This window comes from Psychrobacter urativorans (assembly GCF_904846695.1).
GTDB classification, from domain to species: Bacteria; Pseudomonadota; Gammaproteobacteria; order Pseudomonadales; family Moraxellaceae; genus Psychrobacter; species Psychrobacter urativorans.
Genome location: NZ_CAJHBR010000029.1, coordinates 1 through 25,315, shown reverse-complemented (window position 1 = coordinate 25,315; position 25,315 = coordinate 1). Strand labels below are relative to the sequence as shown.

23 protein-coding genes and 1 pseudogene are annotated in these 25,315 nt (G+C 40.9%); 16 read left to right on the top strand and 8 right to left on the bottom strand.

The window, feature by feature from the left end:
- The first annotated feature begins 117 nt into the window (after positions 1-117).
- The 4 genes from JMY09_RS14730 (at position 118) to JMY09_RS14855 (ending at position 3,689) form a co-directional block, all read left to right on the top strand.
- The gene (locus JMY09_RS14730) at positions 118-249 is read left to right on the top strand and encodes a hypothetical protein (protein WP_265088029.1); all 132 of its coding nucleotides are present in this window, start codon (positions 118-120) and stop codon (positions 247-249) included.
- A 125-nt stretch (positions 250-374) separates the two neighbouring features.
- Positions 375-1,949: a Dyp-type peroxidase gene (locus JMY09_RS13260; RefSeq protein WP_201624281.1), complete on the top strand. Its 1,575-nt coding sequence runs from the start codon at positions 375-377 to the stop codon at positions 1,947-1,949.
- A 60-nt stretch (positions 1,950-2,009) separates the two neighbouring features.
- The gene (locus JMY09_RS13255) at positions 2,010-3,158 is read left to right on the top strand and encodes a catalase family protein (protein WP_201624279.1); all 1,149 of its coding nucleotides are present in this window, start codon (positions 2,010-2,012) and stop codon (positions 3,156-3,158) included.
- A gap of 219 nt (positions 3,159-3,377) precedes the next feature.
- Positions 3,378-3,689 (top strand): helix-turn-helix domain-containing protein, encoded by a 312-nt coding sequence (locus JMY09_RS14855; protein WP_201624277.1) that lies wholly within the window; start codon positions 3,378-3,380, stop codon positions 3,687-3,689.
- Positions 3,690-3,696: 7 nt separating this feature from the next.
- Here the strand turns inward: JMY09_RS14855 and JMY09_RS13245 are convergent, their stop codons facing one another.
- Positions 3,697-4,530 carry an IS3 family transposase gene (locus JMY09_RS13245; protein ID WP_265088031.1) on the bottom strand — a complete coding sequence of 278 codons (834 nt, stop codon included), beginning with the start codon at positions 4,528-4,530 and terminating at the stop codon, positions 3,697-3,699.
- Between the two features lie 44 nt (positions 4,531-4,574).
- The gene (locus JMY09_RS13240; protein WP_201624275.1) at positions 4,575-4,886 is read right to left on the bottom strand and encodes a transposase; all 312 of its coding nucleotides are present in this window, start codon (positions 4,884-4,886) and stop codon (positions 4,575-4,577) included.
- Positions 4,887-4,948: 62 nt separating this feature from the next.
- Here JMY09_RS13240 and JMY09_RS14915 point away from each other — a divergent pair.
- Positions 4,949-5,403 (top strand): annotated as a pseudogene (locus tag JMY09_RS14915) (IS30 family transposase); the annotation flags it as partial.
- A gap of 69 nt (positions 5,404-5,472) precedes the next feature.
- Here the strand turns inward: JMY09_RS14915 and JMY09_RS13225 are convergent.
- Positions 5,473-6,378, bottom strand: coding sequence for a LysR family transcriptional regulator (locus JMY09_RS13225; protein ID WP_201624273.1), 906 nt, complete (start codon positions 6,376-6,378; stop codon positions 5,473-5,475).
- Between the two features lie 294 nt (positions 6,379-6,672).
- Here JMY09_RS13225 and JMY09_RS13220 point away from each other — a divergent pair, with 294 nt between their 5' ends.
- From JMY09_RS13220 to JMY09_RS13200, 5 genes are all read left to right on the top strand, one after another.
- On the top strand, positions 6,673-8,376 hold the full coding sequence (locus tag JMY09_RS13220; protein WP_201624272.1) for an L-lactate permease: 1,704 nt from the start codon (positions 6,673-6,675) through the stop codon (positions 8,374-8,376).
- Positions 8,377-8,441: 65 nt separating this feature from the next.
- On the top strand, positions 8,442-10,148 hold the full coding sequence (gene dld / locus JMY09_RS13215; RefSeq protein WP_201624283.1) for a D-lactate dehydrogenase: 1,707 nt from the start codon (positions 8,442-8,444) through the stop codon (positions 10,146-10,148).
- A gap of 141 nt (positions 10,149-10,289) precedes the next feature.
- Positions 10,290-11,432, top strand: coding sequence for an FMN-dependent L-lactate dehydrogenase LldD (gene lldD, locus JMY09_RS13210; protein WP_201624269.1), 1,143 nt, complete (start codon positions 10,290-10,292; stop codon positions 11,430-11,432).
- 268 nt (positions 11,433-11,700) lie between these two features.
- Positions 11,701-14,475 carry a phosphoenolpyruvate carboxylase gene (gene ppc, locus JMY09_RS13205; RefSeq protein ID WP_201624267.1) on the top strand — a complete coding sequence of 925 codons (2,775 nt, stop codon included), beginning with the start codon at positions 11,701-11,703 and terminating at the stop codon, positions 14,473-14,475.
- A gap of 262 nt (positions 14,476-14,737) precedes the next feature.
- On the top strand, positions 14,738-15,952 hold the full coding sequence (locus tag JMY09_RS13200; RefSeq protein ID WP_201624265.1) for an IS256 family transposase: 1,215 nt from the start codon (positions 14,738-14,740) through the stop codon (positions 15,950-15,952).
- Between the two features lie 169 nt (positions 15,953-16,121).
- Here the strand turns inward: JMY09_RS13200 and JMY09_RS13195 are convergent, their stop codons facing one another.
- Both JMY09_RS13195 and JMY09_RS13190 read right to left on the bottom strand, forming a co-directional pair.
- On the bottom strand, positions 16,122-16,292 hold the full coding sequence (locus JMY09_RS13195) for a helix-turn-helix domain-containing protein (RefSeq protein WP_227677334.1): 171 nt from the start codon (positions 16,290-16,292) through the stop codon (positions 16,122-16,124).
- 57 nt (positions 16,293-16,349) lie between these two features.
- A complete protein-coding gene (locus JMY09_RS13190) occupies positions 16,350-16,553 on the bottom strand; it encodes a hypothetical protein (protein WP_201624263.1) in 204 nt (67 codons plus the stop codon).
- Positions 16,554-16,654: 101 nt separating this feature from the next.
- Between JMY09_RS13190 and JMY09_RS13185 the strand changes: the two genes are divergently transcribed.
- Positions 16,655-17,104 (top strand): hypothetical protein, encoded by a 450-nt coding sequence (locus JMY09_RS13185; RefSeq protein WP_201624261.1) that lies wholly within the window; start codon positions 16,655-16,657, stop codon positions 17,102-17,104.
- A gap of 89 nt (positions 17,105-17,193) precedes the next feature.
- On the opposite strand, the gene JMY09_RS13180 is transcribed toward JMY09_RS13185, so the two are convergent.
- Both JMY09_RS13180 and JMY09_RS13175 read right to left on the bottom strand, forming a co-directional pair.
- Positions 17,194-17,958 (bottom strand): hypothetical protein, encoded by a 765-nt coding sequence (locus JMY09_RS13180; protein ID WP_201624259.1) that lies wholly within the window; start codon positions 17,956-17,958, stop codon positions 17,194-17,196.
- 649 nt (positions 17,959-18,607) lie between these two features.
- The gene (locus tag JMY09_RS13175; protein WP_192519875.1) at positions 18,608-19,552 is read right to left on the bottom strand and encodes an RDD family protein; all 945 of its coding nucleotides are present in this window, start codon (positions 19,550-19,552) and stop codon (positions 18,608-18,610) included.
- Between the two features lie 965 nt (positions 19,553-20,517).
- Between JMY09_RS13175 and JMY09_RS13170 the strand changes: the two genes are divergently transcribed.
- The 5 genes from JMY09_RS13170 (at position 20,518) to JMY09_RS13150 (ending at position 25,135) form a co-directional block, all read left to right on the top strand.
- Positions 20,518-21,600: a hypothetical protein gene (locus tag JMY09_RS13170; RefSeq protein ID WP_201624257.1), complete on the top strand. Its 1,083-nt coding sequence runs from the start codon at positions 20,518-20,520 to the stop codon at positions 21,598-21,600.
- A 1,078-nt stretch (positions 21,601-22,678) separates the two neighbouring features.
- Complete coding sequence (locus JMY09_RS13165; RefSeq protein ID WP_201624255.1) at positions 22,679-23,035, top strand: roadblock/LC7 domain-containing protein; 357 nt, start codon at positions 22,679-22,681, stop codon at positions 23,033-23,035.
- A 347-nt stretch (positions 23,036-23,382) separates the two neighbouring features.
- Positions 23,383-23,595 carry an IS630 transposase-related protein gene (locus JMY09_RS14590; RefSeq protein WP_265088028.1) on the top strand — a complete coding sequence of 71 codons (213 nt, stop codon included), beginning with the start codon at positions 23,383-23,385 and terminating at the stop codon, positions 23,593-23,595.
- On the top strand, positions 23,588-23,950 hold the full coding sequence (locus JMY09_RS13155; RefSeq protein ID WP_201624253.1) for a transposase: 363 nt from the start codon (positions 23,588-23,590) through the stop codon (positions 23,948-23,950). The genes JMY09_RS14590 and JMY09_RS13155 overlap by 8 nt, the downstream gene beginning before the upstream one ends.
- A 126-nt stretch (positions 23,951-24,076) precedes the next feature.
- Complete coding sequence (locus tag JMY09_RS13150; RefSeq protein WP_201624251.1) at positions 24,077-25,135, top strand: helix-turn-helix transcriptional regulator; 1,059 nt, start codon at positions 24,077-24,079, stop codon at positions 25,133-25,135.
- 94 nt (positions 25,136-25,229) lie between these two features.
- Here JMY09_RS13150 and JMY09_RS14845 read toward each other — a convergent pair.
- On the bottom strand, positions 25,230-25,315 hold an 86-nt coding region (locus JMY09_RS14845), incomplete at its 5' end, for an integrase core domain-containing protein (protein ID WP_201622182.1).

Sequence of the window (25,315 nt, the reverse complement as noted above, 5' to 3'; positions counted from 1 at the left end):
AAATCCCATCGAGAAGAAGTGGGCTCAAGTGAAGTTTTTACGCCAAGGTTGGATGGAAAATGACTTATCTAAATTGTTTTATGATATTCATCCAAAACATAACTCTTTTGTAGTGCAGTGACTATAGATCATCAAATCACTGCCGCCGGTTGGTATGTGGGTATCCCGCATCTTACAATACAAGATATTCGCCGCCAAGACCGCATCGTCAAAGGCATTAATAAAGCGTTGGATGAAGCACAGTCTTAATGCGGGTAGTGAAGCGGTAAGATATTACTAATTTATGCCATTCTTTTATATCACCATTTTTAAATGGTGGACGATATAAAAGAATGGCAAAGTAAACTCATAAAATGATAAGAATAGGTTTAATAATGAGTAAAAATACTGGAAATAATAATAAGAATGATAGTACCTCAAAAGACAATCATCCTTTAACCACCAAATTACACGAATTGAAAGATGAGTTCGGCAATCGTATCGAAGACAGCAATTTTGAATCTTGGTTAGCAGATATTAAAAAAGAAGTCGGCGATGGTATCGAGACACTAGCCCATAAAGCACGCGGCGTCTTTAATCCAAACAAAGTCACTATGCAATTAGAGGATATTCAATCTATTATTTTACGCGATCGACCGACGCCTTATTTCGGCACGGTCGTCGCCCTAAAGATTAACAATGCACAAGTCGGGCGGCAACTACTCAAAACCGTTTTGCCAGACGTGACTGGCAGTAAAGAGTGGCATAAAGACATGCAGGCGACGCTATCTATTGTCATGACTTATGACGGTTTAGAGGCGCTAGGCGTGCCGCAGTCATCACTAGATAGTTTTCCAGAATCCTTTAAAGCAGGTATGGCAAAGCGAGCGGAAAAGCTGCGTGATTTCGATATCAATGCGCCCGAAAACTGGGCTGTTCCTTTTGGTGAACAGGGCGATATCCATGTTTGCGCGGCGATTATTGCTGATAGCAAAGAAAAGTGGCAAATAAAGCTGAAGGAGCTGCAAGACAATATTCAGCCATATATCGATGAAGATAATCCAGCAAAGGGCGATATTGAAATTCTCATGGAGCATGCTTTCGGTTCAGACAATAACGTTAAAAACGTCTTTGGTTATCGTGATGGCATCAGCAACCCAGAGATTAAAGGCAGCGGTATTCAGACACCGTCCAGTAATACTGATGATGCCGTTGCAGCAGGGGAGTTTGTATTAGGTTATGAAGGAGAGGCGGGCACGATAGCACCAATGCCGCAGCCAGAAATCTTGGGCAAAAACGGCTCGTTTATGGTACTGAGGGCTTATAACAGTCATGTGGCCGCCTTTAATAAATTTCTAAAAGAAAATACGCAGAGTGACGAAGAAGCGGAGTTACTGGGCGCAAAAATGTGGGGACGTTGGCGTTCAGGTGCGCCTTTAGTCTTGTCTCCTGAGCATGATGACCAAACGCTTGGTGATGATCCAAGCCGTAATAATGATTTCGGTTATAAAGATGACCCTTATGGTAAAAAATGTCCATTTGGTGCGCATGCTAGGCGTATGAATCCAAGAGACAGCAAAGACTTTATTTTATCTGATGTGCGTTTGCATCGTATTGTTAGACGCAGCGTTGGTTTTGGTGAGGCATTGTCGCCCGATGTAACTGAGGATGATGGCAAAGAGCGCGGGTTATTCTTTATTGGTATCAACGCCCATGCTATGGAGACCGTTGAGTTTTTACAATCTCAGTGGATCAATGATGGTAATTTTATGAGCTTAGGAGAAGAAAAAGATCCGATGCTTGGTGTCCATCATGGCGATAAAGACGCAGCTGCCGATACCTTTACCGTACCTGCTGACCCTATTCGTCAGCGCTATCACGGTATCGAAACCTTCAATACCTTGTACGGCGGTGAGTATTTATTTATCCCAAGCTTATCGGCATTAGAATGGATTAGTGAATTGTCTTAGAAGTTTAAAAATTACGTTTTCTTTACAAGAACAGCTACTTATAAAAAAGGATTAAAAAAAATGTTAAAAAGATTATTTAAACCTAAATATGTGCCTTATGATGCAAAATATATTCAACTGAGCGCAGAAGACGAACGTAATATCCGCACCATTACCGACGATATTAAAAGCTATATCTCTCGAAGTGATAAGGCCAGTGACATTGATTATCACACGCGCGATGCCCATGCCAAAGGCTACTGCGCCCTTAAAGCCAAGTTTGAGATATTAGACAATCTGCCTGCTGAATACGCGCAAGGTTTTTATGCCAAATCAGGCATTCATGATGCCGTTATCCGTTTTTCTAATGGTGCCTCACGTGTATCGCCTGATCGTAAGCTTGGCTTAGCGCAAGGTTTAGCGATTAAGGTCTTTGATGTAGCAGGTGAAAAATTAGCGCCAGAGGAAGAAGATAGTACTAACTTTGATTTTAATTTGATTAATCATCCGGTCTTTTTCTGTAATCGAATCGAAGATTATGCTTATATCTCTAAGCTGTTTTTAGAGTTGCCAAAATACGCTGAAAAAGGTGCAAGAGGTAAAGCGCAATTGGCTTTTAATTGGTTAACCAACTATGGCTCAAGGTTACCGACTAGAGAGTCTTTTAAAACCTTTAAAGCAGTTGGTGGATTTACAACGATTGAGCCAAAAAACACCTTACTTTATGATTTTCATTCACAAGGCGTGGTGCGTCATGGCGACTATATGGCGAAGATAAGAGTCACGCCAACCAAAGCAGCGGCTAAGAAAATTACCCGTCGTGAGCTTGATGTGAATGCACGCGAGGAAGCGATTCGCCCGCTGATTATCGATGAGATACGCGAGCATGATTATCAGTTTGATGTCCAAATTCAGCTTTGTCGTCATCTAAAAAAGCAGCCGATTGAAGAGATAACCACCGAATGGAAAGAGTCTGATGCGCCATTTGTGACGGTAGCAACGTTGACGATTCCTTGCCAAGATGTGCCTGATGACGGTCATTTTGATATTATGGAAAACTTGTCTTTTACGCCATTTCGTTGCTTAGAGGAAAACCGTCCGATTGGTAATTTGCAACAGTCGCGTCTAAAAGCATATCAAATAGCGTCGCAGACTCGTCATAAACTGAATGACATAAAACGCCGCGAGCCTAAGAGCTTAAAAGAAACCTTTGATAAGTCATTCTTTTAACTGTGTCTAAATTGAACCGCTCGACTATATCGGAGAGCGTTTTACTTGAGTCAGGCAGCAATGCCTGACCGAATCAAATTATCATAATACCGCTTTTCAAATTCAAAAGGTGGCACTTAGATTAACACATGAAGTGCAATTTCAAAGAGCAGGTGAAAAAAAGACCTAGATGCGCTAGCATCAAAGTTTTTATCCACCGACCAAAGTGAGATTGCAACCATGAACTATACACATCTAAGCCTATGGGAACGATACCAGATTTATGCCCTTATAGGGGCAAAACATAGTATTAATTTCATAGCTCGAGAGTTAAACAGAAGTCCCAGCACTATATCAAGAGAGCTTAGGCGTAATAAGAGCCTACGCGGTTACCGAGTGAATTATGCTCATAACGAAGCTTGTGACAGACGGGCTAACAACGCCACAACTATTGTGGCTGACATCTGGGCATGGGTGACAGACAAGCTTAAAGAGAACTTGCGTCCTGAACAAATAGCCGGGTTTCATGGTGGTATTAGCCACATGATGTAGTGGTCAACTAATTTAGGACAGCTGATAAGAGATTTTGATTAAAGTAACGTTTTTCTTTTGCTAACGGTGTTAAATAATCATTAAAACTGTGCGGTCTCACGGTTTGATAATAGCCCCAGATATAATCAACAATGGCACTTTTAGCCTTAGCGATATTCTCATAACCACCCTTTGGCATCCATTCTGTTTTAAAGCTCCTGAAGAACCTTTCAGTTGGCGCGTTGTCCCAACAATTCCCACTACGGCTCATACTTTGTATCATCCCCTCACAACTTGCCACAGATTCAGCGAACCTTGCACTGGTGTAATGGGTTCCCTGATCGGAATGGAATAGCACGCCATTGGGTTTGAGTCTGCTGTTATACGCCATCTGCAACGCTTTAGCGGTCAGCACGCTATCAGGCGAATCTGACACCGCAAAGCCAACAATACGACGGGCATACAGGTCTAAAACAACGGCTAGGTAGCACCAGCCACCCTTGATACGAATGTAAGTGACATCGCCCGTCCAGACTTCATTGGGCGCTGATGGGCTAAAGTTTCTATTTAAGATATTGTTATGCGTTTTATGCGCCTCATCAGCGTTCTTATATTTATGCGTCTTCAATTGACAGCTTTTAAGCCTCATCTGCGCCATAAGTTTACCTACCATATAACGTGACAGCTTGATGTTATGCTCATTCATTAGTATGGCAACAATGCTGCGAGCCCCTGCTGAGCGATTTGAGTCGTTAAATATTTGGCATATTAAGGCTTTGGTTTTGACAGTTTCAAGGCTAATTGGCTTGGGCTTTAGTCCATAGTAGTAACTGCTCTTCATCACGCCAAACAGCTTGCACAGAAGGCTTTTATTGACCTGTTTGTCTTGCTCTGCAAGCTGACTGATTAGCGATAGCCGTTCAGGCTGTCCAAGGCCAGCAGAGCAGAAGCCTTTTTTAGAATGTCGCGCTCCATAGTCAGCCGTTTAACCTGCTTACGCAGTTCTTGGAGCTCTCGCTGCTCATCTGTTAAGGCGTTGCCGACTTTAGGTGCTTCGCCATTTATTTCTTGACGGTACTGAGTCAGCCATTTCTGCAGAGTGGATTTACCAATGCCCAGTGAGCTTGCCACATCGGATGTTTTACGTTTGTGATCAATCACTAAGCTAATGGCTTCTAATTTGAATTCTCGGGTATATTGATTGCGTTTGTTGGTCATACTGTTTTCCTCTTTGGGTTAGTATAAACCTCTTATGCGCTGTCCAATTTAATTATGCCACTACACGTATTGGTGACTGGGAAGCGGATACCGTTATCGGTCAGCATCATAAGCAAGCGATTGTAACGCTCGTTGAACGTAAAACAGGGCTACTGAAGATGAAGCGTGTGGGTCATAAAACGGCACAGCAAGTATCAGAGGCAATGATAGAACTCTTAAAGCCAGTGAGGTTACAGGTTAAGACCATTACCTCTGACAATGGTAAAGAGTTTGCTCAGCATAAGAAGGTGAAAAAAAGCTCTTTAGCCTTTTCTTCTTTGCCGATGCTTATGCGTCATGGCAGCGAGGAACCAACGAGAATACAAATGGCTTGATCAGAGAGTACTTGCCTAAGGGTTGTGACTTTAGACAAGTCTCTGATAATGAGATGCAGGACATTGAGAACAAACTAAATAACAGACCAAGAAAACGATTAGGGTTTAAAACGCCTATGCAGGCGTTCTATAATATTAATTAGCGTTGCACTTGGTATGTTAATCTAAGATTCCATTACTCTTTTTACATACATCAAAAACAGGCTTATTACTTAGCAGTAGTAAGCCTGTTTTTGATGTAATGAGTCTCGCAAATGTGCAACGAGCAGTTTTAACTTTTGATCCGGTTGTCTGGCCTTAGGATAAACAGCATATAGGCCAAGCTTCTTGCTGGTAAAACATTGCAAAATCTGCGTGAGTGTATTTTGCTGTATTTCCTCATAGATCAACACTTGTGGTAAAAAAGCGATACCTAAATCGCTAAGCGCGGCTTGTTTAATTGCACTCAGATGATTGCTATGAAACCGACCATGGACAGATATTAATTGCTCTTTGCCGTCTGTATATAGCGGCCATGTACTGTTAGCCGTATTATCAAACTTGTAAACTAAGCACTCATGATTTTGTAACTGTTCAGGAGTTTGAGGCGTACCATGTTGCTTTAAATAGGCTGGAGTCGCGCATATAATCCACTGGCTATCTATAAGGCGCCTTGCAATGAGTGAAGAATCTTCAAGCACAGCGGTCCTTAGTGCCAAATCAAATCCTTCTTCTATCAAGTCAACCAATCGATTGGTAATTTGTAACTCTACCGATACTTCAGGGTGTTGTTTACAGAATTCGGCAATAGATTCGCTAAATATGAAATTCGCAGAGACCACAGGCATGGTTATACGTATATGGCCTTTCATATCTTCGCCGTAACCCGTGACAGCATTTTCAGCTTCTTGAAAGGCGGATTTAGCAATTTTAGCTTTGTTATAAAGCGTCCTGCCTGCATCGGTTAAGCTCAACTTTCTAGTGGTTCTATAAAGCAGTTGTGTATTTAAGTTCTCTTCTAATCTCGCAATGCGCTTGCTCACTACTGAGTTCGTCAATGATAATTTTTCAGCGACTCTAGAAAATGACCCTTCTTCAACAACTTGAACGAATAAAATCATGTCGTCAGCTTTGGTCACACTTGTTCTCCAATTGCAGTAATGCGGATTAGATTATAGCAAAAAAGGAAAATAACATTGTCCATTGATGCAATATATCAATGAATTAACAAGGCGTAGACTATTTCAGGGCATTTTTAACATTGGGACATAAACTGTCGCAAGTCGTGCTCAGCTTTGTCTACAAGACAGATTTAGTAAATAAGCAGTCCCTATTTGTGAATATTTAATACAACTTAGTCATCATGAATTCGTCAAAATAAAGGCTTCGATGACTTGGTTCAGGGAAGATCACACAATCAAAAGGATGTAATTTTGAATCAAACAATATATGGGCTTTTGGCATTACTGCCAATTGTTCTCTGTGGTATTTTTCTGATAGGTTTGCAATGGTCAGCTAAAAAAACAATGCCAATCATTTTAGTGGTTACCGCTGCGCTTGCCATTTTTATATGGGATATGACGCTTAACCGAGTGTCATCATCTATTATTCAGGGTTTGGTCATTACGGTTTCGGTATTGTGGATAGTCTTTGGTGCTATTTTTTTGTTGAATACATTAAAACATACTGGTGCAATCGCCGTTATCCGTGCTGGGTTTACCAATGTGTCGCCAGATAGGCGTGTGCAAGCCATTATTATTGCATGGTGCTTTGGTTGCTTTCTTGAGGGCGCCTCTGGTTTTGGTACAGCTGCCGCTATTGCAGCGCCTTTGCTGGTGGCAGTAGGATTTCCGGCGCTGGGTGCGGTGTTGATGGGAATGATGATACAAAGTACACCTGTCTCATTTGGTGCGGTCGGTACGCCTATTGTGATAGGGGTAAATGATGGGTTAGATAAAGCTGCCATTAGTGCTCAACTGGCACAAGAAGGAGTACAGTGGGGCGAATTTTTACAACTGATTACAAGTCAAGTCGCTATTATTCACGGTGTCATTGGTACGTTTATGCCACTTTTTATGGTGATGATGCTCACTCGCTTCTTTGGTAAAAACAAAAGCTGGCGGGAAGGCTTTGCGATTTGGCCGTTTGCGATTTTTGCAGGCTTGGCATTTACAATCCCTTATATGATAACCGGTGTTTTTTTAGGGCCAGAGTTTCCGTCACTGGTCGGTGGCTTGGTCAGTATTACTATCGTTGTTAATGCTGCTAAAAGAGGGTTTTTGGTACCAAAAACCATATGGGATTTTGAACCGCAAAAAAACTGGCCGAGTGAATGGCTTGGTAAGTTAGTGGTCAGTAAAGAAGATATTACGCTGACCTTGAGTGATAAGAAGATGTCCACCCTTATGGCGTGGTTCCCTTATTTACTGGTTGCCCTTTTACTGGTGTTTTCAAGAGTATTTACAGGCTTTCAGTCTTTACTTAACAGTGTCGCAGTAGACCTAACCTCGATTTTAGGTGAGACAGATATCAGTGCCAGTTTTAGTCCTTTATACTTACCAGGCGGCTTGTTACTAATTAGTGCTTTGGTTGCCGCCGCTTTTCAAACTAGAAAGTCCGTCAGCGCACTAAACAGTGCCTTTAAAGAATCAGGCAAGACTGTACTAGGGGCAGGTTTTGTACTTATCTTTACGATTCCAATGGTTAGAATTTTTATCAATTCCGGCATAAACTTATCAGATGTGGCGAGTATGCCAGTCGCCAGTGCAGAGTTGTTTTCAGGTACTTTTGGCAATGTTTTTCCATTGATTAGTCCAACCATTGGAGCGTTAGGAGCCTTTATCGCGGGTTCTAATACCGTATCTAACATGATGTTCAGTCAATTTCAGTATGAAGCGGCGATGAGCTTAAATATTTCACCCTCTTTAATCGTAGCGGCTCAGGCTGTTGGTGCGGCAGCCGGTAATATGATTGCCATACACAATGTAGTGGCGGCATCAGCTACGGTGGGTTTACTTGGTATGGAGGGCTCGACGCTTCGTCGTACTATTTTACCCACCATATACTATGTGTTGTTCTGTGGCATCATCGTCATGGCCGCCATTTACATTTTTGGTTTTCAAGGGCCCTTGGTATGATGAATGACACACCATTACAAGATAAGGAGCGTCATATATCTTCTTCAAATCAAGCTTCTCAAGGCATGCTCAATCCTGATCAGGTGTTAGATAAACTAACCAACTTGCTAGGCGCGAGTAATGTGCAAGCTGATCCAGAGAAAAATGAGCACTATAGAATGGGGTGGCGCTCTGGTGGCGGCAGTGCCTTAGCGGTTTTGTTTCCGCAAACATTGCTGGACATTTGGCGTAGCTTAGAAGTGTGCGTTGAAGGCGACTGTATTATCATTATGCAAGCGGCAAAAACAGGCCTGACTGAAGGATCAACACCGAGCGGTAATGACTACGATAGACCCGTTGTGGTGATTAATACGCTTGCCATAAACCAGTTGTATTTGGTGAATGACAACGAGCAAGTGATTAGCTTGCCTGGGGCAACATTGCATCAGTTGCAAAGTCAGCTTAATGCTGTCAATAGAGCGCCTCACTCTGTCATCGGTTCCTCGACGTTAGGTGCGTCTATTATTGGTGGTATATCTAATAACTCTGGTGGGGCTCTGGTTAAAAGAGGCCCTGCCTATACCGAGCTTGCTTTGTTTGCCCAAATAAATGAATACGGTCAACTGGTGCTAGTCAATCATCTAGACGTCAAGTTGGGTGATACTCCGGAAGAAATATTAACGAATTTGCAAAACGGTCATTTTGATAAAAAAGAATTACCTGACACTGGTAAGCTCGCATCTGACAGAGAGTACATCGCCCGAGTAAAAGATGTTGATGCAAGCACGCCCAGTCGCTTCAATACGGATAAGCGCAGACTGTATGAAGCAAGCGGCTGTGCTGGCAAGCTTGCGGTGTTTGCAGTACGTCTTGACACTTATCCAATAGCGGCAAAAGAGCAAACTTTCTACATAGGCACCAACAGTGTGAGTGAGCTTGCACAGCTCAGAAGACAGATACTATCCCGCTTCGACAATATCCCTGAAGTGGCCGAGTATATGCATCGTGATATATTTGATGTATCCGCTAAATACGGTAAAGACACGTTCTTGAGTATCAAGCATCTCGGTACAAATGCCTTACCTAGATTGTTTTCTATCAAAGGTGCTATGGACGCAAAGTTCCATAAATGGTCATGGATGCCAAAGCATTTCACTGACAAAGTCATGCAGTTTATCGCTACTCTATTTCCAAAGCATTTGCCCAAGCGCATGATGGAGTACCGCAATCAGTACGAGCATCACTTAATCATAAAAATGAGTGATGAGGGTATAGCAGAGGCTCAAGATTTTCTGAAGACGTTTTTTGATGCGTCGGACACGGGTAACTATTTTGAATGTAGTCAGGAAGAATCAGAAAGCGCGCTTTTAAATCGTTTTGCCGCAGCTGGTGCCTCATTGCGCTATGAAGTCATACATGAGAAAGAAGTCGGTGAGATATTGGCATTGGATATTGCCATACCACGTAACGAATTAGAGTGGCTTGAAACCCTACCTGAAGGAATTTCACAGTACTTAGAAATGAAGCTGTATTACGGACACTTCTTTTGTTATGTGTTTCATCAAGACTATATTTTGAAAAAGGGCAGTGATGCTCAATATGTAAAAACGATGATGCTAGAGCTGTTGAATCAACGCGGTGCAAAATATCCTGCTGAACATAATGTCGGTCACTTATATGAAGCAGAACCTGATTTGCAGAACTTCTATAAAACCTTAGACCCAACCAATACCTTTAACCCTGGCATTGGTAAAATGCCAAAAAATAAACACAACTGCTCGTGCTGTGTGTAATAGTGAGATCATGACTATTGTCTTAGCATTTATACTCATTGCCAGATTACACGAAAGACATATCGTTTAGCACTAAGCAATACACAATTAGACATTCAAAAATATTACATAGATATCTAACAAAATAAGACGGGTAAGCATATGATTATTTCATCTCCAAACGATTACAGGGCTGCTGCCAAGCGCCGACTGCCACCCTTTCTATTTCATTATATAGATGGCGGTGCTTATGAGGAATATACCTTAAAACGCAACGTTGAAGATTTATCAAAAATTGCTCTTAGGCAACGTGTACTGAATGATATGTCACAGCTGAGCTTAGAGACGCAATTATTTAATGAAACCCTGTCTATGCCTGTAGCGTTGTCACCCGTCGGTCTGACGGGCATGTATGCCCGCCGCGGAGAAGTACAGGCCGCTATGGCAGCCGATCGAAAAGGCATTCCGTTTACCATGTCGACGGTTTCTGTTTGTCCGATTGAGGAAGTGGCGCCTAAAATCAATCGTCCGATGTGGTTTCAGCTTTATGTATTAAAGGACCGAGGATTTATGAAAAATGCCTTGGAGCGTGCCAAAGCTGCGGGGTGTTCGACACTGGTCTTTACGGTAGATATGCCAGTACCAGGCGCACGCTACCGCGATATGCACTCTGGTATGAGCGGTAAAAATGCCGCTATGCGCCGTTACTTACAGTCTGTGATGCATCCGCAATGGGCTTGGGATGTGGGCTTGCAAGGTCGACCGCATGATTTGGGTAATATTTCTACTTATTTAGGTAAGCCTACAGGGCTAGAGGACTATATAGGCTGGCTAGGTAATAACTTTGATCCTTCTATTTCTTGGAAAGATTTAGATTGGATTCGAGAATACTGGGATGGGCCTATGGTCATCAAAGGTATTTTGGATCCAGAAGATGCTAAAGATGCGGTGCGTTTTGGGGCAGATGGAATAGTCGTATCCAATCATGGTGGACGACAACTGGACGGTGTTTTATCCAGTGCACGGGCGCTGCCTCCTATTGCTGATGCGGTTAAGGGAGAGATTAAAATCTTAGCCGACTCTGGTATACGTAATGGCTTAGATATTGTGCGCATGTTGGCTTTGGGGGCTGATATTTGCATGCTAGGGCGCGCCTTTATCTATGCTTTAGCAGCAGATGGAGGTGCAGGGGTAAGCAATTTACTAGAACTGCTAGATAAAGAAATGCGCGTCGCGATGACCTTGACTGGCGCCAAAACGATTGCTGATATTAATTCTGACTGTTTGGCAAAACTAGATATTTAAACTTGAAGCCGTTAGTTTAGCCATCAATCATAATAGTGAAACTCATAATATTGTTGACTTACTAGGGATAGACAAATCTACCTTACAGAAATGGCTAACTTACTATCACCAAAAAATAAATGATTAACGCCTAAAACTGGCAACGTTTTGACTGATGAGCAACAAGAGCTTCAAGACCCACATAAACAGGTTAAGTGGCTTACACTATAGAAAACCTACATTTAAGACTGCACGACTATTTTTAATGAATTTGATCAGGAGATCAAGGATGACTATTGATAACGACGTACTACGCGAACGCATCAGCTTACTAGGATCATTTTTAGGGGATGCTATTTCTCGCCAGACAGGCGAGAAAACCCTCCATACTATCGAAACCCTGCGTAAAGGTTTTATTCAACAACGCCGTGATCCTAACGAAGCGAACAAGCAACAACTTATCGACTTCATCGCCTCGTTAGATAATCGAACCTTAAAAAATGTCATCCGCAGCTTTTCTATCTATTTCTTTTTAGCAAATCTAAGTGAGGAAAATTACTTACGCGAGCAGCGTCATGCCTTACGTATGCAATCCGATCAAAGCTGGGAAGGCTCGTTTCGTCGCACCTTGCTTGAATGTCGCGAACGCAATATTGAACCTGCCCAGATGCAAGAGCTGATTGAGCAGCTGAAATTCATACCCGTATTTACCGCCCATCCTACTGAAGCGCGCCGCCGTACGACCATGAATCTATTGCAGAGTCTATTTACTCATAGCGACGCCTTAAACAATCTTGCAGAAGACAGCTTTGCCTACGAACAAGCAAAAGAAAAAACGGCGCAGACGATTGATTTATTATGGTCATCGGATGAAGTGCGTACGCGTAAGCCATTAGTCTATGACGAGATAAATAATGGCCTGCATTATTTTAACGCCAGTTTATTTAATGCCATTCCAAAGGTTTATCGCAATATTAAAGACGCCATTGTTGATATCTATCCAGAGCTAACAGACTACCCATTACCTGCTTTCATGAGCTTCGGCTCATGGATCGGTGGCGACAGAGATGGCAATCCCTTTGTCACTCATGACACCACAGAAATGGCGGTATTGATGCATGCCGATACCGTGCTGCGTCATTATCAAGTACTGCTAAAAAAACTGCGTCGTGAACTCATTCACAGCGATACGATTATCAAGATTGCGCCAGACGTTTATGCTCGTATAAAAGCGTACGCCACTCTCGATCAAAAAGTATTTTATTATAATTCTGACGATTACAACAATGAGCCGTACCGCAGGTTGTTATCGATTATTCTTGCCAAAATAAAAGCGACCAATCGCCACATTCAAAGCAAAGGTACAGACCTCGACGCCGCACACGATGCTTACGCCAACCCTCAAGAGTTGTTAGAAGATTTACGCATCATTCGAAAAAGTGTCAATACTCATGACAAGGCTCATGGCGAAGGGCTATTACTCGATACGATTCGTCTGGTCAAAACCTGCGGCTTTCATCTAGCAGCGCTCGATATCCGCCAAGAGTCGTCTTATCATAGTGAAGTGATCGCTGATATTTTTGCCAGTGCCTCGAACTTACCAGACTATCAAACCCTGAGTGAAATCGAGCGCCAAGAGTGGCTCACGCGCTTGCTTGAAAAGCCGGGCATACCGCTTATTTATACCGATAACTTGAGTGACAAAACACGCGAACAATTGGCTTTGATGAACTCTGTGGCAACCTTACGTAAACTGGTTGGACAAGATACTTTTGGCAGTTATGTTATCTCGATGACCAATAATGCCAGTCAATTATTAGAAGTCTTACTACTCATGCGCTTTGCAGGCTTATGCAAGATTAATGATAAGGGCCAGTTATCTGCTGACTTACCCGTTGCGCCCTTGTTTGAAACCATCGAAGATCTTAAAAATATCGATAAGATCTTACCTGCCGTGTTGGACAATCCGCTGTATCGAGGGTTGCTTGCGCACTCAGATAATACCCAAGAAATCATGTTAGGCTATTCAGATTCATCGAAAGATGGCGGTATTATTACGTCTGCATGGCAGCTTTATAGCGCGCAGCAAACCATTAACCGTATCGCTGGTGAATATGGTATCAAAACACGCCTGTTTCATGGGCGCGGTGGCTCTGTCAGTCGTGGCGGTGGCTCAACACATAATGCAATTGCCGCTCAGCCCGCAGGGACACTGCATGGAGAAATTAAAGTAACCGAGCAGGGCGAAGTGCTTTATGCCAAATATGCCAACACCGATACCGCTGTATTTGAGCTGACCATGGGCATCACTGGTACGCTTAAAGCTTGTTCCTCAAGATTTGTGGTGCAACCGCCTGAATTGCCACATTATGAAGCACTATTTGCACGTTTAGCAGACGCCGGTGAGCAGCGTTATCGTCAGCTGACTGACCATACCGAAGGGTTTTATCAGTTCTACTCCCAAGCAACGCCAGTGGCAGAAATCTCCTTATTAAATATTGGCTCGCGCCCAGCGCACCGTAACAAAGGGCTGCCAAGTAAGACAACCTTACGCGCGATTCCTTGGGTCTTTGGATGGTCATTAGCACGCTTTACACTGCCTGCTTGGTATGGTGTCGGTAGTGCTCTTCATAGCGTTAAAGAAGACGAAGCTTTAATGAGGGAGATGAACAGTTGCTGGCCATTTTTTAACGTATTTATTAGTAATATTGAAATGGCGTTTACCAAATCTGAGATGAGCATTGCTCAGGCTTATAGTCAGCTATGTGAAGATGAGGGATTACGTGAAAAGATTATGCAAGCGGTAATCGATGAGCATGAGCTGACCTTCTCAGGTTTGAACTCTTTGCTTAACCAGACATCGTTATTGGCGCACCAGCAAAACCTTGCCGCGTCACTGCAGTGGCGAAATGCTTATTTAGATCCGATTAACTACATCCAAATCGAGTTGCTAAAACGTGCCAGACAAAAAGACGCTACAGATAATGACGATAATCTTGCTGTTGAAGATCCATTAATACGTAGTATCAATGCTTTGGCAGCGGGTCTGCGCAATACGGGTTAATTGCTAGAGAATTACGTTCAGATATCTAACTTATAACCTAAATACATTGACTTCCTTTAATTAACTTAAGAAGGTTGAGGAGGTGTAGAGGGCAACTAATTTAGATATCTGAGCTATGCTAGTAGTTGAACATCTGTATAAGGGACTAATCTTTGTTTTTATAAGAAACGTTATGACAAATGACTCTGTATGTAGTGGCATAATAAGGGAGTTTCCTAAAAACTGTGTAACTGCTTATAATCCACTAACCGGAGAATAAGCAATGACTACTCAATCTGACCTTAAAAAACTGGCCGAGCAAATGGCTGGTAGCATGAAAAGCTTTGATGACATCAAAGACTTCCAAAAGCAGCTCATGCAATCCTTTATTGACACTGCATTAGAGGCTGAGATGGAAGACCATCTCGGCTATCCCAAGCATGAAAAGGCGGATAAACCAAACAAGCGCAATGGACACACTAAAAAGACCGTCCGCAGTGACACAGGCGATCTTGAGATATCCACCCCAAGAGACCGTGATAGCAGCTTTGAGCCTGTACTCGTTAGTAAGCATCAAACCCGTATCTCAGGTCTTGATGATAAAATCATCTTCCTTTACGCCAAGGGTCAAACCACCACTGAGATCGTAGAGAGCATTAAAGAGCTCTACGATGTCGACATCTCAAGCTCTCTTGTCTCAAGAGTCACCGATAACATATTAGAGGACATCACCGCTTGGCAGAACCAGCCGTTAAGCAGTGTTTATCCTATTGTCTATCTAGACTGCATTGTCGTCAAAGTACGTCAAGACAAGCAGATTATAAACAAAGCCATTTACTTAGCGCTAGGTGTTGCTCTTGATGGTAAAAAAGAGCTGCTTGGTATGTGGCTCTCAGAGAATGAGGGTGCTAAGTTCTGGCTGGGTGTTCTCACTGAACTGCAAAACCGCGGGGTGCAAGACATCCTAATCGCTTGTGTCGATGGTTTAAAGGGCTTCCCTGATGCCATCAATACGGTTTACCCTAAAGCACAGGTTCAGCTGTGTATCGTGCATATGGTGCGCTATTCAATGAAGTTTGTGCCGTGGACGGATAAAAAGGCCGTAGCGGCTGATTTAAAGGCCATCTACGGCGCTGATACGCTTGAGATGGCCGAGGCCAATCTTGAGCACTTTGATGAGACTTGGGGCACAGAGTACCCGCACGTGGTCAAGTCTTGGCGCAATAACTGGGAGGGCTTAACGGTGTTCTTTGAGTATCCTAAAGACATCAGAAAAGCGGTTTATACCACCAATGCTATTGAGTCGCTAAACAGTGTGATTCGGACAGCGGTGAATAAGCGTAAGGTGTTCCCGTCTGATCAGGCAGCGTTTAAAGTGGTGTACTTAGCCACCCAGCAGGCATCCAAAAAGTGGTCGATGCCAATCCGTAACTGGACGTCTGCTCTTAATCGCTTTATGATTATGTTTGATGACCGTATCAGTAAGCATTTAATCTAAATGGCAGTTACACAGAATCTGGGATGGTCTCCATAATAAAACACGACTGCATAGCACGATTGGTTATGTGTCACCTTTTGAGTTTGAAAAGCGGTATTATGATAATTTAATCCTGTCAGGTATTGCTGCCTGACTCAAGTAAAACACTCTCCGATATAGTCGGGGCGGTTCATATTTTATTTGGTGGTTTATTGCGAGTTAGTTTGATACTAGGATCTTTGAGCCAATTCTGTAGCGTGGCCTTACTAATATCATAAAATGCACAAGCTTGCCTGATACTCATATCTTGTTGTTTAACACTTTTAATCACTTGTGATCGAAAGTCTGCTGAATAAGTCATAATCTTTTTACTTTTCGCTTATTTTAAAACTACTGTACCACTTTTATAAAGACTCTACTATACGGACGCTATACCATCTTTGATCGTTACACCAAAAGCGCCCACTCGCTCAAAATCGATATTATAGTTTTTAAAGAATAAGTTGTTTTGTATATTCTCACTGTTTTGTAATAGAGATCTTTTGTCTTGAAAGACTTCCAAAGGCATGCCTTTTTTTCGCTCATTAAGCCTTGCTTTGATAGTATTCCAGAAACTCATCATTTTTCGGTTTGCCTGTTTAGTTTTGATGTCTTAAGTAGCAAAAAAATATTATATCAGCTTCTAAGCGTTTAACGTCAAGCCATAATTAGGAATAAATATTCTTGCAAACTAAAAATAAAATCTTAAAATTCATACTGATTTGGTTATCAAAGTTCTTTGTACCGCCCTTGGTAGGTGCTATCTTTTTGGCGGTCATTAATCATATATCAACTTTTGATACCGTACTTTGGGGCTATGCGACATTATTTGAAAATATAAGAATAGTTATAATTCTATTAGTAGGAACTATAGTTACCTTTTATGTTTATTATTTATTGGCTTACCTCGTATTCTTCTTATATCTGATTATTTTAGAAAAAACGAAGAAAATTAGCTTATTGGTCGTGATGGTCAGTGGTTTTATTTACGGACTCATACTACTTCTATTTGACCATAAAAGCGTAGAGTCTATTTTGATAGTGGTCGTTATCGCCGTCAGCGGTGCGATATGTGCTGCTTGCTATTACTATTTAGATAAAAAACTTAGACCGTTATACTCAGTAAAAAATTAAGGCATCAGACTTTATAAGGTGTATGGGATGCTCTACAGCATAGGTCGAGTTAAAACCAGCAGCCCTTTAATAGCGCCAAGTTAATCCGCCTACTTCTTTAAGATAAGATTTATATTTTTATCCTCTAACATAGAGGGCATATTTATTTTTCCATCTAAAATATCGCCTGCTTGATTAATCTGATAACAAGTCTTCATGAAATTTTCTTTTCCTGCTGACTGGTCCGAATATTCAAAGGTATCGCACAACCAAGCCGTATTGGACGTGGCTTTGCTTAATGACCATGATGATTTGATATTATCAAAAATATTGTTGTAAGTGGCTTTTGGGATGTGATTTTGCGATGTGCCAACCTTTGCATATTTTGGCACTGGAATAGATTGGCCTACCATGGTTTGTACGTCAAGGTCTTCGTTCACAACGTATAAGTATAGCTGTAGAGGATTTAAGGAATAATAATACTGCTTTGGAAAATAAATATTCGGTGCGTCACCTAATTTGTAAATATTTTGAACCTGAGCATATTTAGCCGTTTTGCCGTCGAGCTCAGTATCTCCCGTTTTCACTGTTTTAAGTCGCAGCTCATGAGCATCCTCCGGATCTACGGAGACAAAGGTAAGGTCCATGTCTTCCATTAATTTAATCAGCACTGATGCAACAGGGTATTGACCTTTTGCTATAGCGCTTTCATCAGCTTTGCTAATTGAGTTAACGTCTTCACCAACGGCTGAATGGGATTTATTTTGGCTATGAGCCATACCCTCTGTTATATCATTTGCACAAGCTATTAACCCTGATGTAGCAAACAATCCTATCATTATATTTAAAAGTCTTACTCTATGAGACTGGTTCATTTTATATCCTTTTAAATATAGTAATAATTATCTTATAAACAAATATTTATCTTTTAACAAGAGCAAAGCATTGGCTGCACTATTTTTTTTAGCAATGATCGATATGGGTATAGTCTTTTTTTGACTTGATATGGCTTAGGAGTTAATTTTGAAGTCTTTTATAATTAGATTGCTACAAGTGATTTGGATTTTAAGTGCTACTTTTTCTCTTATTGCCATCGTTGTAAATATTTTGAATGTCTATTTTGATAGCGTACCAGGTATCATAGGCGGTTTTTTTGGTTGGTCTATTTTTCTTATGATAATCCAGTATTTGATATTTGCTAAATTAGACCCTAGGTATTTGTTTGATGGTAGTTTGAAAAATGAGAAATGAACCGCCTTGACTTTATCGGAGGCTGTTTATTCAAGTTAAGCCATAATAGCAATATTTCTAACACCACAACCTCTAACCGTATGATGTCTTCTATTTTAGAATGACAGCCGTTACAGGTTGAGGCATGATTGCAAATAAACTGTGACAGTCGGGGCAGCTAATTTCTATTTGTGTCTTCATAACCTCAAATATATCCGCTTACTTCGGCTATCACCTCTCCTTTATTTTCTAAACATACTTTCTGATACACCACCAGAAATTAGAATAATACTATTATTTTAGCTCACTGGATTCAAACTCATAGCGATAGTACTGCGACTTTGAGGCGATACCGATGTTATAACCATATGATAGTGAAACGTAAACCACATCCACTTCATTGGCTAACGCATAACTGCTGTACGCTTTTTTAGCCACATTTTTGGCAAAATCTTCATCACTGATGTTATTTTTATCCATAGGTATCTCAATCGAAAGACTTTCCGTCACTGTTTGGCTGCCATCGTTATCAGTAAAAGTATGCGTGTTTTGATGTACGCCCGCAGAGCTGATATTAGGCTCAGACAATAGCGTTGTTTGTACTGCTATCAGTTCTTTAAAAAGGCCGTTATCCATAGCCATCCCCTCATTGGTAAAAGCAGGAACGGCTGCTGATGTTAAAAATAGCAACGCAACAATAACAAGGTGACCCTTCCAAATCGGCACTATAGATTGTTTGTCAGCATTTATATTAATGACGATAGAATTTGCAGCCAGATCATGCAGCGACTGTCTGGTGCTTCTGTTAAAAAAGAACAGGTAAACAATGGCTAATATACCGCCAAATACGATCGCGGTTAGCAGATAGAGTAATATATCAGATGGATTGTCACCAAATACAGACTGGCCGTTGAGGGCAAATGGTGTGATCAAAACAATAGCACGCAGACTGGCTTTACCCATACTTAACGGGATGCCGCTCTTATCAACCACTCTTATCTTTAGTAGTTTTTTGCCAAGAGTTTGTCCGCCAGCACGTTGGCTATTGCCAATACCAAAATACAATAGCAAGATAATGACACCAACAAGTTGCCCCCAATTGCCTAATTTCACAAATACACTTTCGAATATCAATCCTAGTAGTAGCCCAACACATCCCAAAATGATCGCATCAACCAGTAAAGCGCCAAGGCGGCTATAAATATCTGCTAAGTATGTCTTCTGTTTTATGGTCGCCATTAATACTCTCAAATTAAAAATAAATCTGCTAGCTTAATAGAAAGCATGTTGACAAACAAGCGTAGGGTCTTTAAAACACCACCTGATAATTTAACCCTGTTAGGCGTCGCTGCCTGATTCAAGAAAAGCAGCCTCCGATAAAGTCGGGGCGGTTCAGTTCTAACGATAGGCATGCAGCATCCTAAGCGACTGTAATTTTTCACCGATTGTATCACTACTGGACTGAAGAACAATCTACTTTTGAATACAGTGTGAGCAATATTGAGTGATATCTAAAACTTTATACCAGTGCTGATGAGACGCGTCAAACGGGATTAGTTTGAAGAATTCTCAGTACGCATTTTGCGTGGTCAGAATACACTGATGATCGAAGTAGACAGTTTTACCATTATTGATTAATAAACATTAGCCTTAATGCCTATCGTATTACTTGTGACTTTACCTATAACACCATCATACGCAGGGTCATCTTCTACTATGCTAAAGGCATTGCCCTTACTATTAGCTATATCGTCCAGACTTCATTCCTAACGTTATTAACGACTTGACAAAAGATTAGTTAAATAAGATGGAGTAGAGTTACTACTGGTAACCTAATAATTTTCGAGCTACTTTGACGTTATATATGTCATATAAGGGATTGGGTCATGCGGAAGATGTTTACTGCTACAGATTATATGTTATTAGTCTCAAAATTGACGTGCACGCCAGCATAAGCAAAAGCAAAAGCAAATTCAAACGGAGACTATAGAGAGTCTGCACAAATACAGCAGCATGATAGGGAAAATGATCTTAATATTTATTAGTTGATACTAATAATAGCGTGTTTTGTCGGTGTATCTTATTGGCTTAGATTTAAGCAAGACTGGCAATATATAACTATTGTCTATAAATATTAGACAAGAGATGAGTAGGGCGGATATACTCCCTATCTATATTAAAACTGAAGTGAAATAGAACTAGTCATGGATAGCATCATAATTTTTGGCCTTTGCGTCGCGGCGTTAGTTGTTATTGTTGCATCATTTTGGTACTTATTCCAAACCGTTCGAGTCATGTGGGGTTATAGCTCTTTATTAGCGATTGCGGCGGTACTTTTCAGTCCATTCGTTCATATTGTTTTTTATTTCATTCCTAAAGATTGGTTTGATCAGTATGAAAGAGGTCTGTTTAAGAAGTATTTTTTATCTATTGCTGCTCTATGTGTGTTGGGTGTCATTGTGTCTATCGTCATACCTTCCATTATCGGGCAAGAACAAGCTGGCGAGATGGCTAGTGAGGTTGATACTAGCCAGCCTTGGGACTGGGACATACGTGCTGAGAATCAAGAAGAAGTGCTAGCGCTGGCTGCACCTGACCCTAATGATGACAAAGCTGCCGAACTACACTTTGAGGCTATTTATCAAGCTTATCCTGATGCAGACAAGGTTATGGAGAGTCCTGAGTTTGATGCATGGTTACAAGGTAAGCCAGCAGGAGAGCAAGATAATATTGCGAGGATTTTAAAAGAAGGCACATCAGCAGAAGTAATCTATGTTTTTAGCACTTTCAAAAAAAATTTAGAGAGTTATAGAGCTTCTGAATATCAAGCCAGACAAAACAATGCACAAGCTCTCGCCCAGATGGATTATCAAGAAAAACAAAGCCGTGACTTAGAAGCTATCAAAGCTCATAATCAAAGGAATCAGCGAAATCAATATCAGCAGTCGCAACAACTATCTACTCAGACGTCACCACAAGCCCAAGGAGCAGCTGCTGCGCGCCAATTAAGCTATGATGAAAAGCTTGAGCGAGAGAGAATAAAAGCTTTAATCAGTGAACCTGTTAGGGGCTCTAAAGGGCTGACAGCATCACAAACAGAGCAATTACTAGCGTTAGAGCAAGCTCCAGCACCAACTGTGAGACGTGGTTACAATGAGCGGTTAGAGTATGAGAGAGAAAAAGCCCGAATCAGTGAGCCTATTAAAGGATCAAACGGAGAGCTAACTCGTGCTCAAAGAGATGCGTTAGTGTCACTGGAAACAGGCCAGCCTATGCCGTCACGCTAATCGATATTGAATAATGTGTTTAAGTACCTTATAGCAAGAAAAAAGTCTTACATTATTATGTGGGGCTTTTATTTACACGTTTACGGCTGGCTAGTATATTCGCATGCTAGTAGAAGCAGCAGGCGATTATCCCTCCACATTGACAGCCATATAAGCTATAGCATCAAAGATTGGCTACACGCCTGAGACCCTGCGATTATGGCACAAGAAGAACATAGACCAAACCATTCCTGCAACAGTACAAGCCCAAAGCCAAGATCAACGCATAAAAGAGCTTGAACGCGAAAATAGAGAGCTCAAGCAAGCCAACGAAATTATACTCAAGGCTGCCGGTATTGAAGCCCAGGCTGAGACGGGCCGTCCACCCAAGTAATGTTTCAGTTTATTGATGATCATAGAGGTAGTTATTTAGTCGAGCCAATACGTATAATCCCACCGATTGCCCCGTCAATCTATCACCGTGCTAAAGATATATAACGTTGTTCTGCTTATTTGAAGATGTTGACGATCGGGCAAAGCAGTGCTTTGCTTATCCTCGCTCATGGGACAATGCCCCAACTGAAAGACTCTTCATAAGCTTTAAAACAGAATGGGTGTCAAAGAGTGGTTATGAGAATATAGCTGAGGCTAAAAACATCATTGCTGAAAAAGAGAGACGTTACTTTAACAAGAACCTCTTATCAGCCGTCCTAATTTAGTTGACCACTAAATATCTACCTAATTTATTATATAGTTTGGCCTAGTTGATGACACGCATTACCTACATAAACGGTAAAAACAAGAATAAACAACGCATAAATATTACTACCTCAAAGGGAAAAAATTCGTGATAACAATAAATACTCACACAGCTATTGTCCTTCGAGTCAATATTCTATTGGATTAGCATGCAGCCTTAATTTTGTATTGTTTTATTATGGAATTATGCTTCAATACCCAGATATTTTATATTGCCTTAGCAAAATAAAATAATGAAGTGTTTATTTACGATATTCACTACATTTTTTTGTTACTAGGTGTATTTGTATATTTTTCAAAAATTCTAATTCTCATATCCTCACAATTAAGGTACAGTCAGATGGCTAAATTATCACTTGATGCATTGAACGACATTGATGGTTTTATCGCAGCAGCACTCGTAGACAGCGAATCAGGTTTGGCATTAGCAACCCTAGGTTCTGGTATCGACCTTGAGCTTGCCGCTGCTGGCAATACTGAGGTATTACGCGCTAAACGTAAAGTTGCAGCATCTTTAGGTCTAAATGAAAGTATCGAAGACATTCTTATTACGCTTGGTAAGCAATATCATTTGCTACGTCCATTAGTACGTAATGACAATCTGTTTTTATACTTAGTCCTTGATCGTCAAAAATCTAACCTTGCTTTAGCACGTCATAATCTAAAAAGTTTTGAGACTGAATTAGAGTTCTCATAAGCCTGTTAGTAGTTAATAATCTACTATAATTAATCTTAGATAAAACCGATACAGTGTTTATAACCAATTCATTAGATCTCTTGCATAAGTCATTGCTACCACTTGATACTTTGTTGGCGCAGGTCAATAAAACGGTACTTTTGCAAGAGGTCTATTTAGTAAAATAAACGATGACTTATTCAATAGATTATCGCAAACAAGTACTTTCTAGCATCACTGATGGCATGACCATCCGAGAAGCTGCGCTATTTTATGGACTTAGTACCAGTACCATTCACAGCTGGTAGCAGAATTTAGTCCCCAAAAAAAAGAGAAATAAAGCACCGACTAAAATACCTGATGGCGCATTGATTGAAGACGTAAAAAGATATCCCGATGATTATAACTACGAAGGAGCCCGCCGCTTGAACTGTAGCAAGACGGGAATCTTTAATGCTATAAAGCGCCTTGGTATTAGTCAAAAAAAGACCTTGGAACATCCAAAAGCTTGTCTGATAAAAAGAGCTCAGTATCAGAGTAAGCTTTATACAACAAGGCTATCCTATTGTTTATATGGATGAAAGCGGCTTTGAGGCTGAAACCATTCGCCCTTACGGCTATGCACCGATAGGTAAACATTGTATCGACACCTACAACTGGCAAGCCAAAAAACGTACTAATATCATCGGTGCTCTTTATGGCAAGATGCTGTTTGCCCTAGATTGCTTTGAGCAGAATATTAACAGCAATATATTCTACCACTGGTGTAAATGCACACTCATTCCAAGCCTTAAAACCAAATGCGTGATCGTCATGGATTTGAGCAAGGATAAAGCAAGGCACTGCTTTGCCCGAGCGCAATACGAGAGTTGTGCTCGAGTGGGAAAACAAATGGGCAGAGGCAAAATTTCTACGCCAAGGATGGATGGAGAATAATCTTCCTAAACTGTTTCATAATATGGGCTGTATCGATTTTATATTAAACTGACTGTAGTTCGTTTTATTCTACTTATTTAAAAGTTATCCAAGATAAGTAATAGCTAATATTAATCGAGTTTAAATATGATAGAAATTGAATACAGTACCGATAAAAGCATAATCTTTGCTATAAGAGAAGCAGCAGCCTTATATCTATTTGAAAGAAACCGTGAAAAAGATATTCCTAAAATTGTAGATATTTTTTTATCTGTGGACGACTACCAAGGTGATAGAGTACCTGCGTCAGAGGTTATTAAGGAAGTTCATGCCTTATCTAATATATTGCAAGATACGTATCTAGGCTTAGACTTAAATATGTTGGTTAATATTAAATCATTACCTTTCTACAAAGCTATTAACGAATGTATAAAGCCTTTCTTGAGTATAAATAATGAATTACCTTTCTTGTTAATTATGCGACTCGTGCTTCGTTTTTTCTTCCTAGTTACACAGTCTATTGATCTTAAATTAACGGAAGAGAAGGGTGGGCTTCGAGTCGAGTTCGTCTCTACTGCACCGGAAAGTATGAACAACAATCAAATTGATGGAGCTATGGTATTAATTTATAGAATATTAGAAGCTTTTTGTCCTAGTGTGTTGAAAAAAGTATATATTGCACATCGTCATACCTCTCACGAGTTAGAGTATTATGAATATATTTTCAGTGTACCCGTTAACTCTGCTGAAAAAACAAGTTTGGTATATGATCTGCGCTTTAAAGAGCACTATGAACATGCCGCTAGCTCATTAGTAAAATCAGAAGATGAGGTTGGTAGAAGATTTTTTATTAATCCCTTATCTAACATGATGTCCATGCAGTTTTCTGATTTTAGTTACACTCAGCGTTGTGAGATAATTATTGATACCATGATGGGTATAATTCCGCCGACCCGTAGTCAAGTCGCCCATGCAATGAACATTAGTGTCAGTACATTACAAAGAAGGCTTGACGATGAGGGCTCATTGTTTCAGGAAATTTTGCAAAATACGAGAAGGCGAATGGCAAAACAATATTTGGCTGAGAAAAATTTATCAGCCACCGATGTGGCTTATTTATTAGGTTATAAGTCTCACAGCCAGTTTTTTAAGGCTTTCAAAACATGGTTTGGTACAACACCGAAAGCTTACCAAAGCAATTTATGAAACATATAAAAGATAATACTGGAAAAAACATCTATTATTTATCATAGTTAAGTTGTAAATACCCCATTCTTAACACAACATCATTGTAGAATCATTAAGCCACCTGTCTGTACTCAGCAGGTGTCATATCATTAAGTGAATCATGGGGTCTTTCAGTGTTATAAACCGTGATCCAGTCTT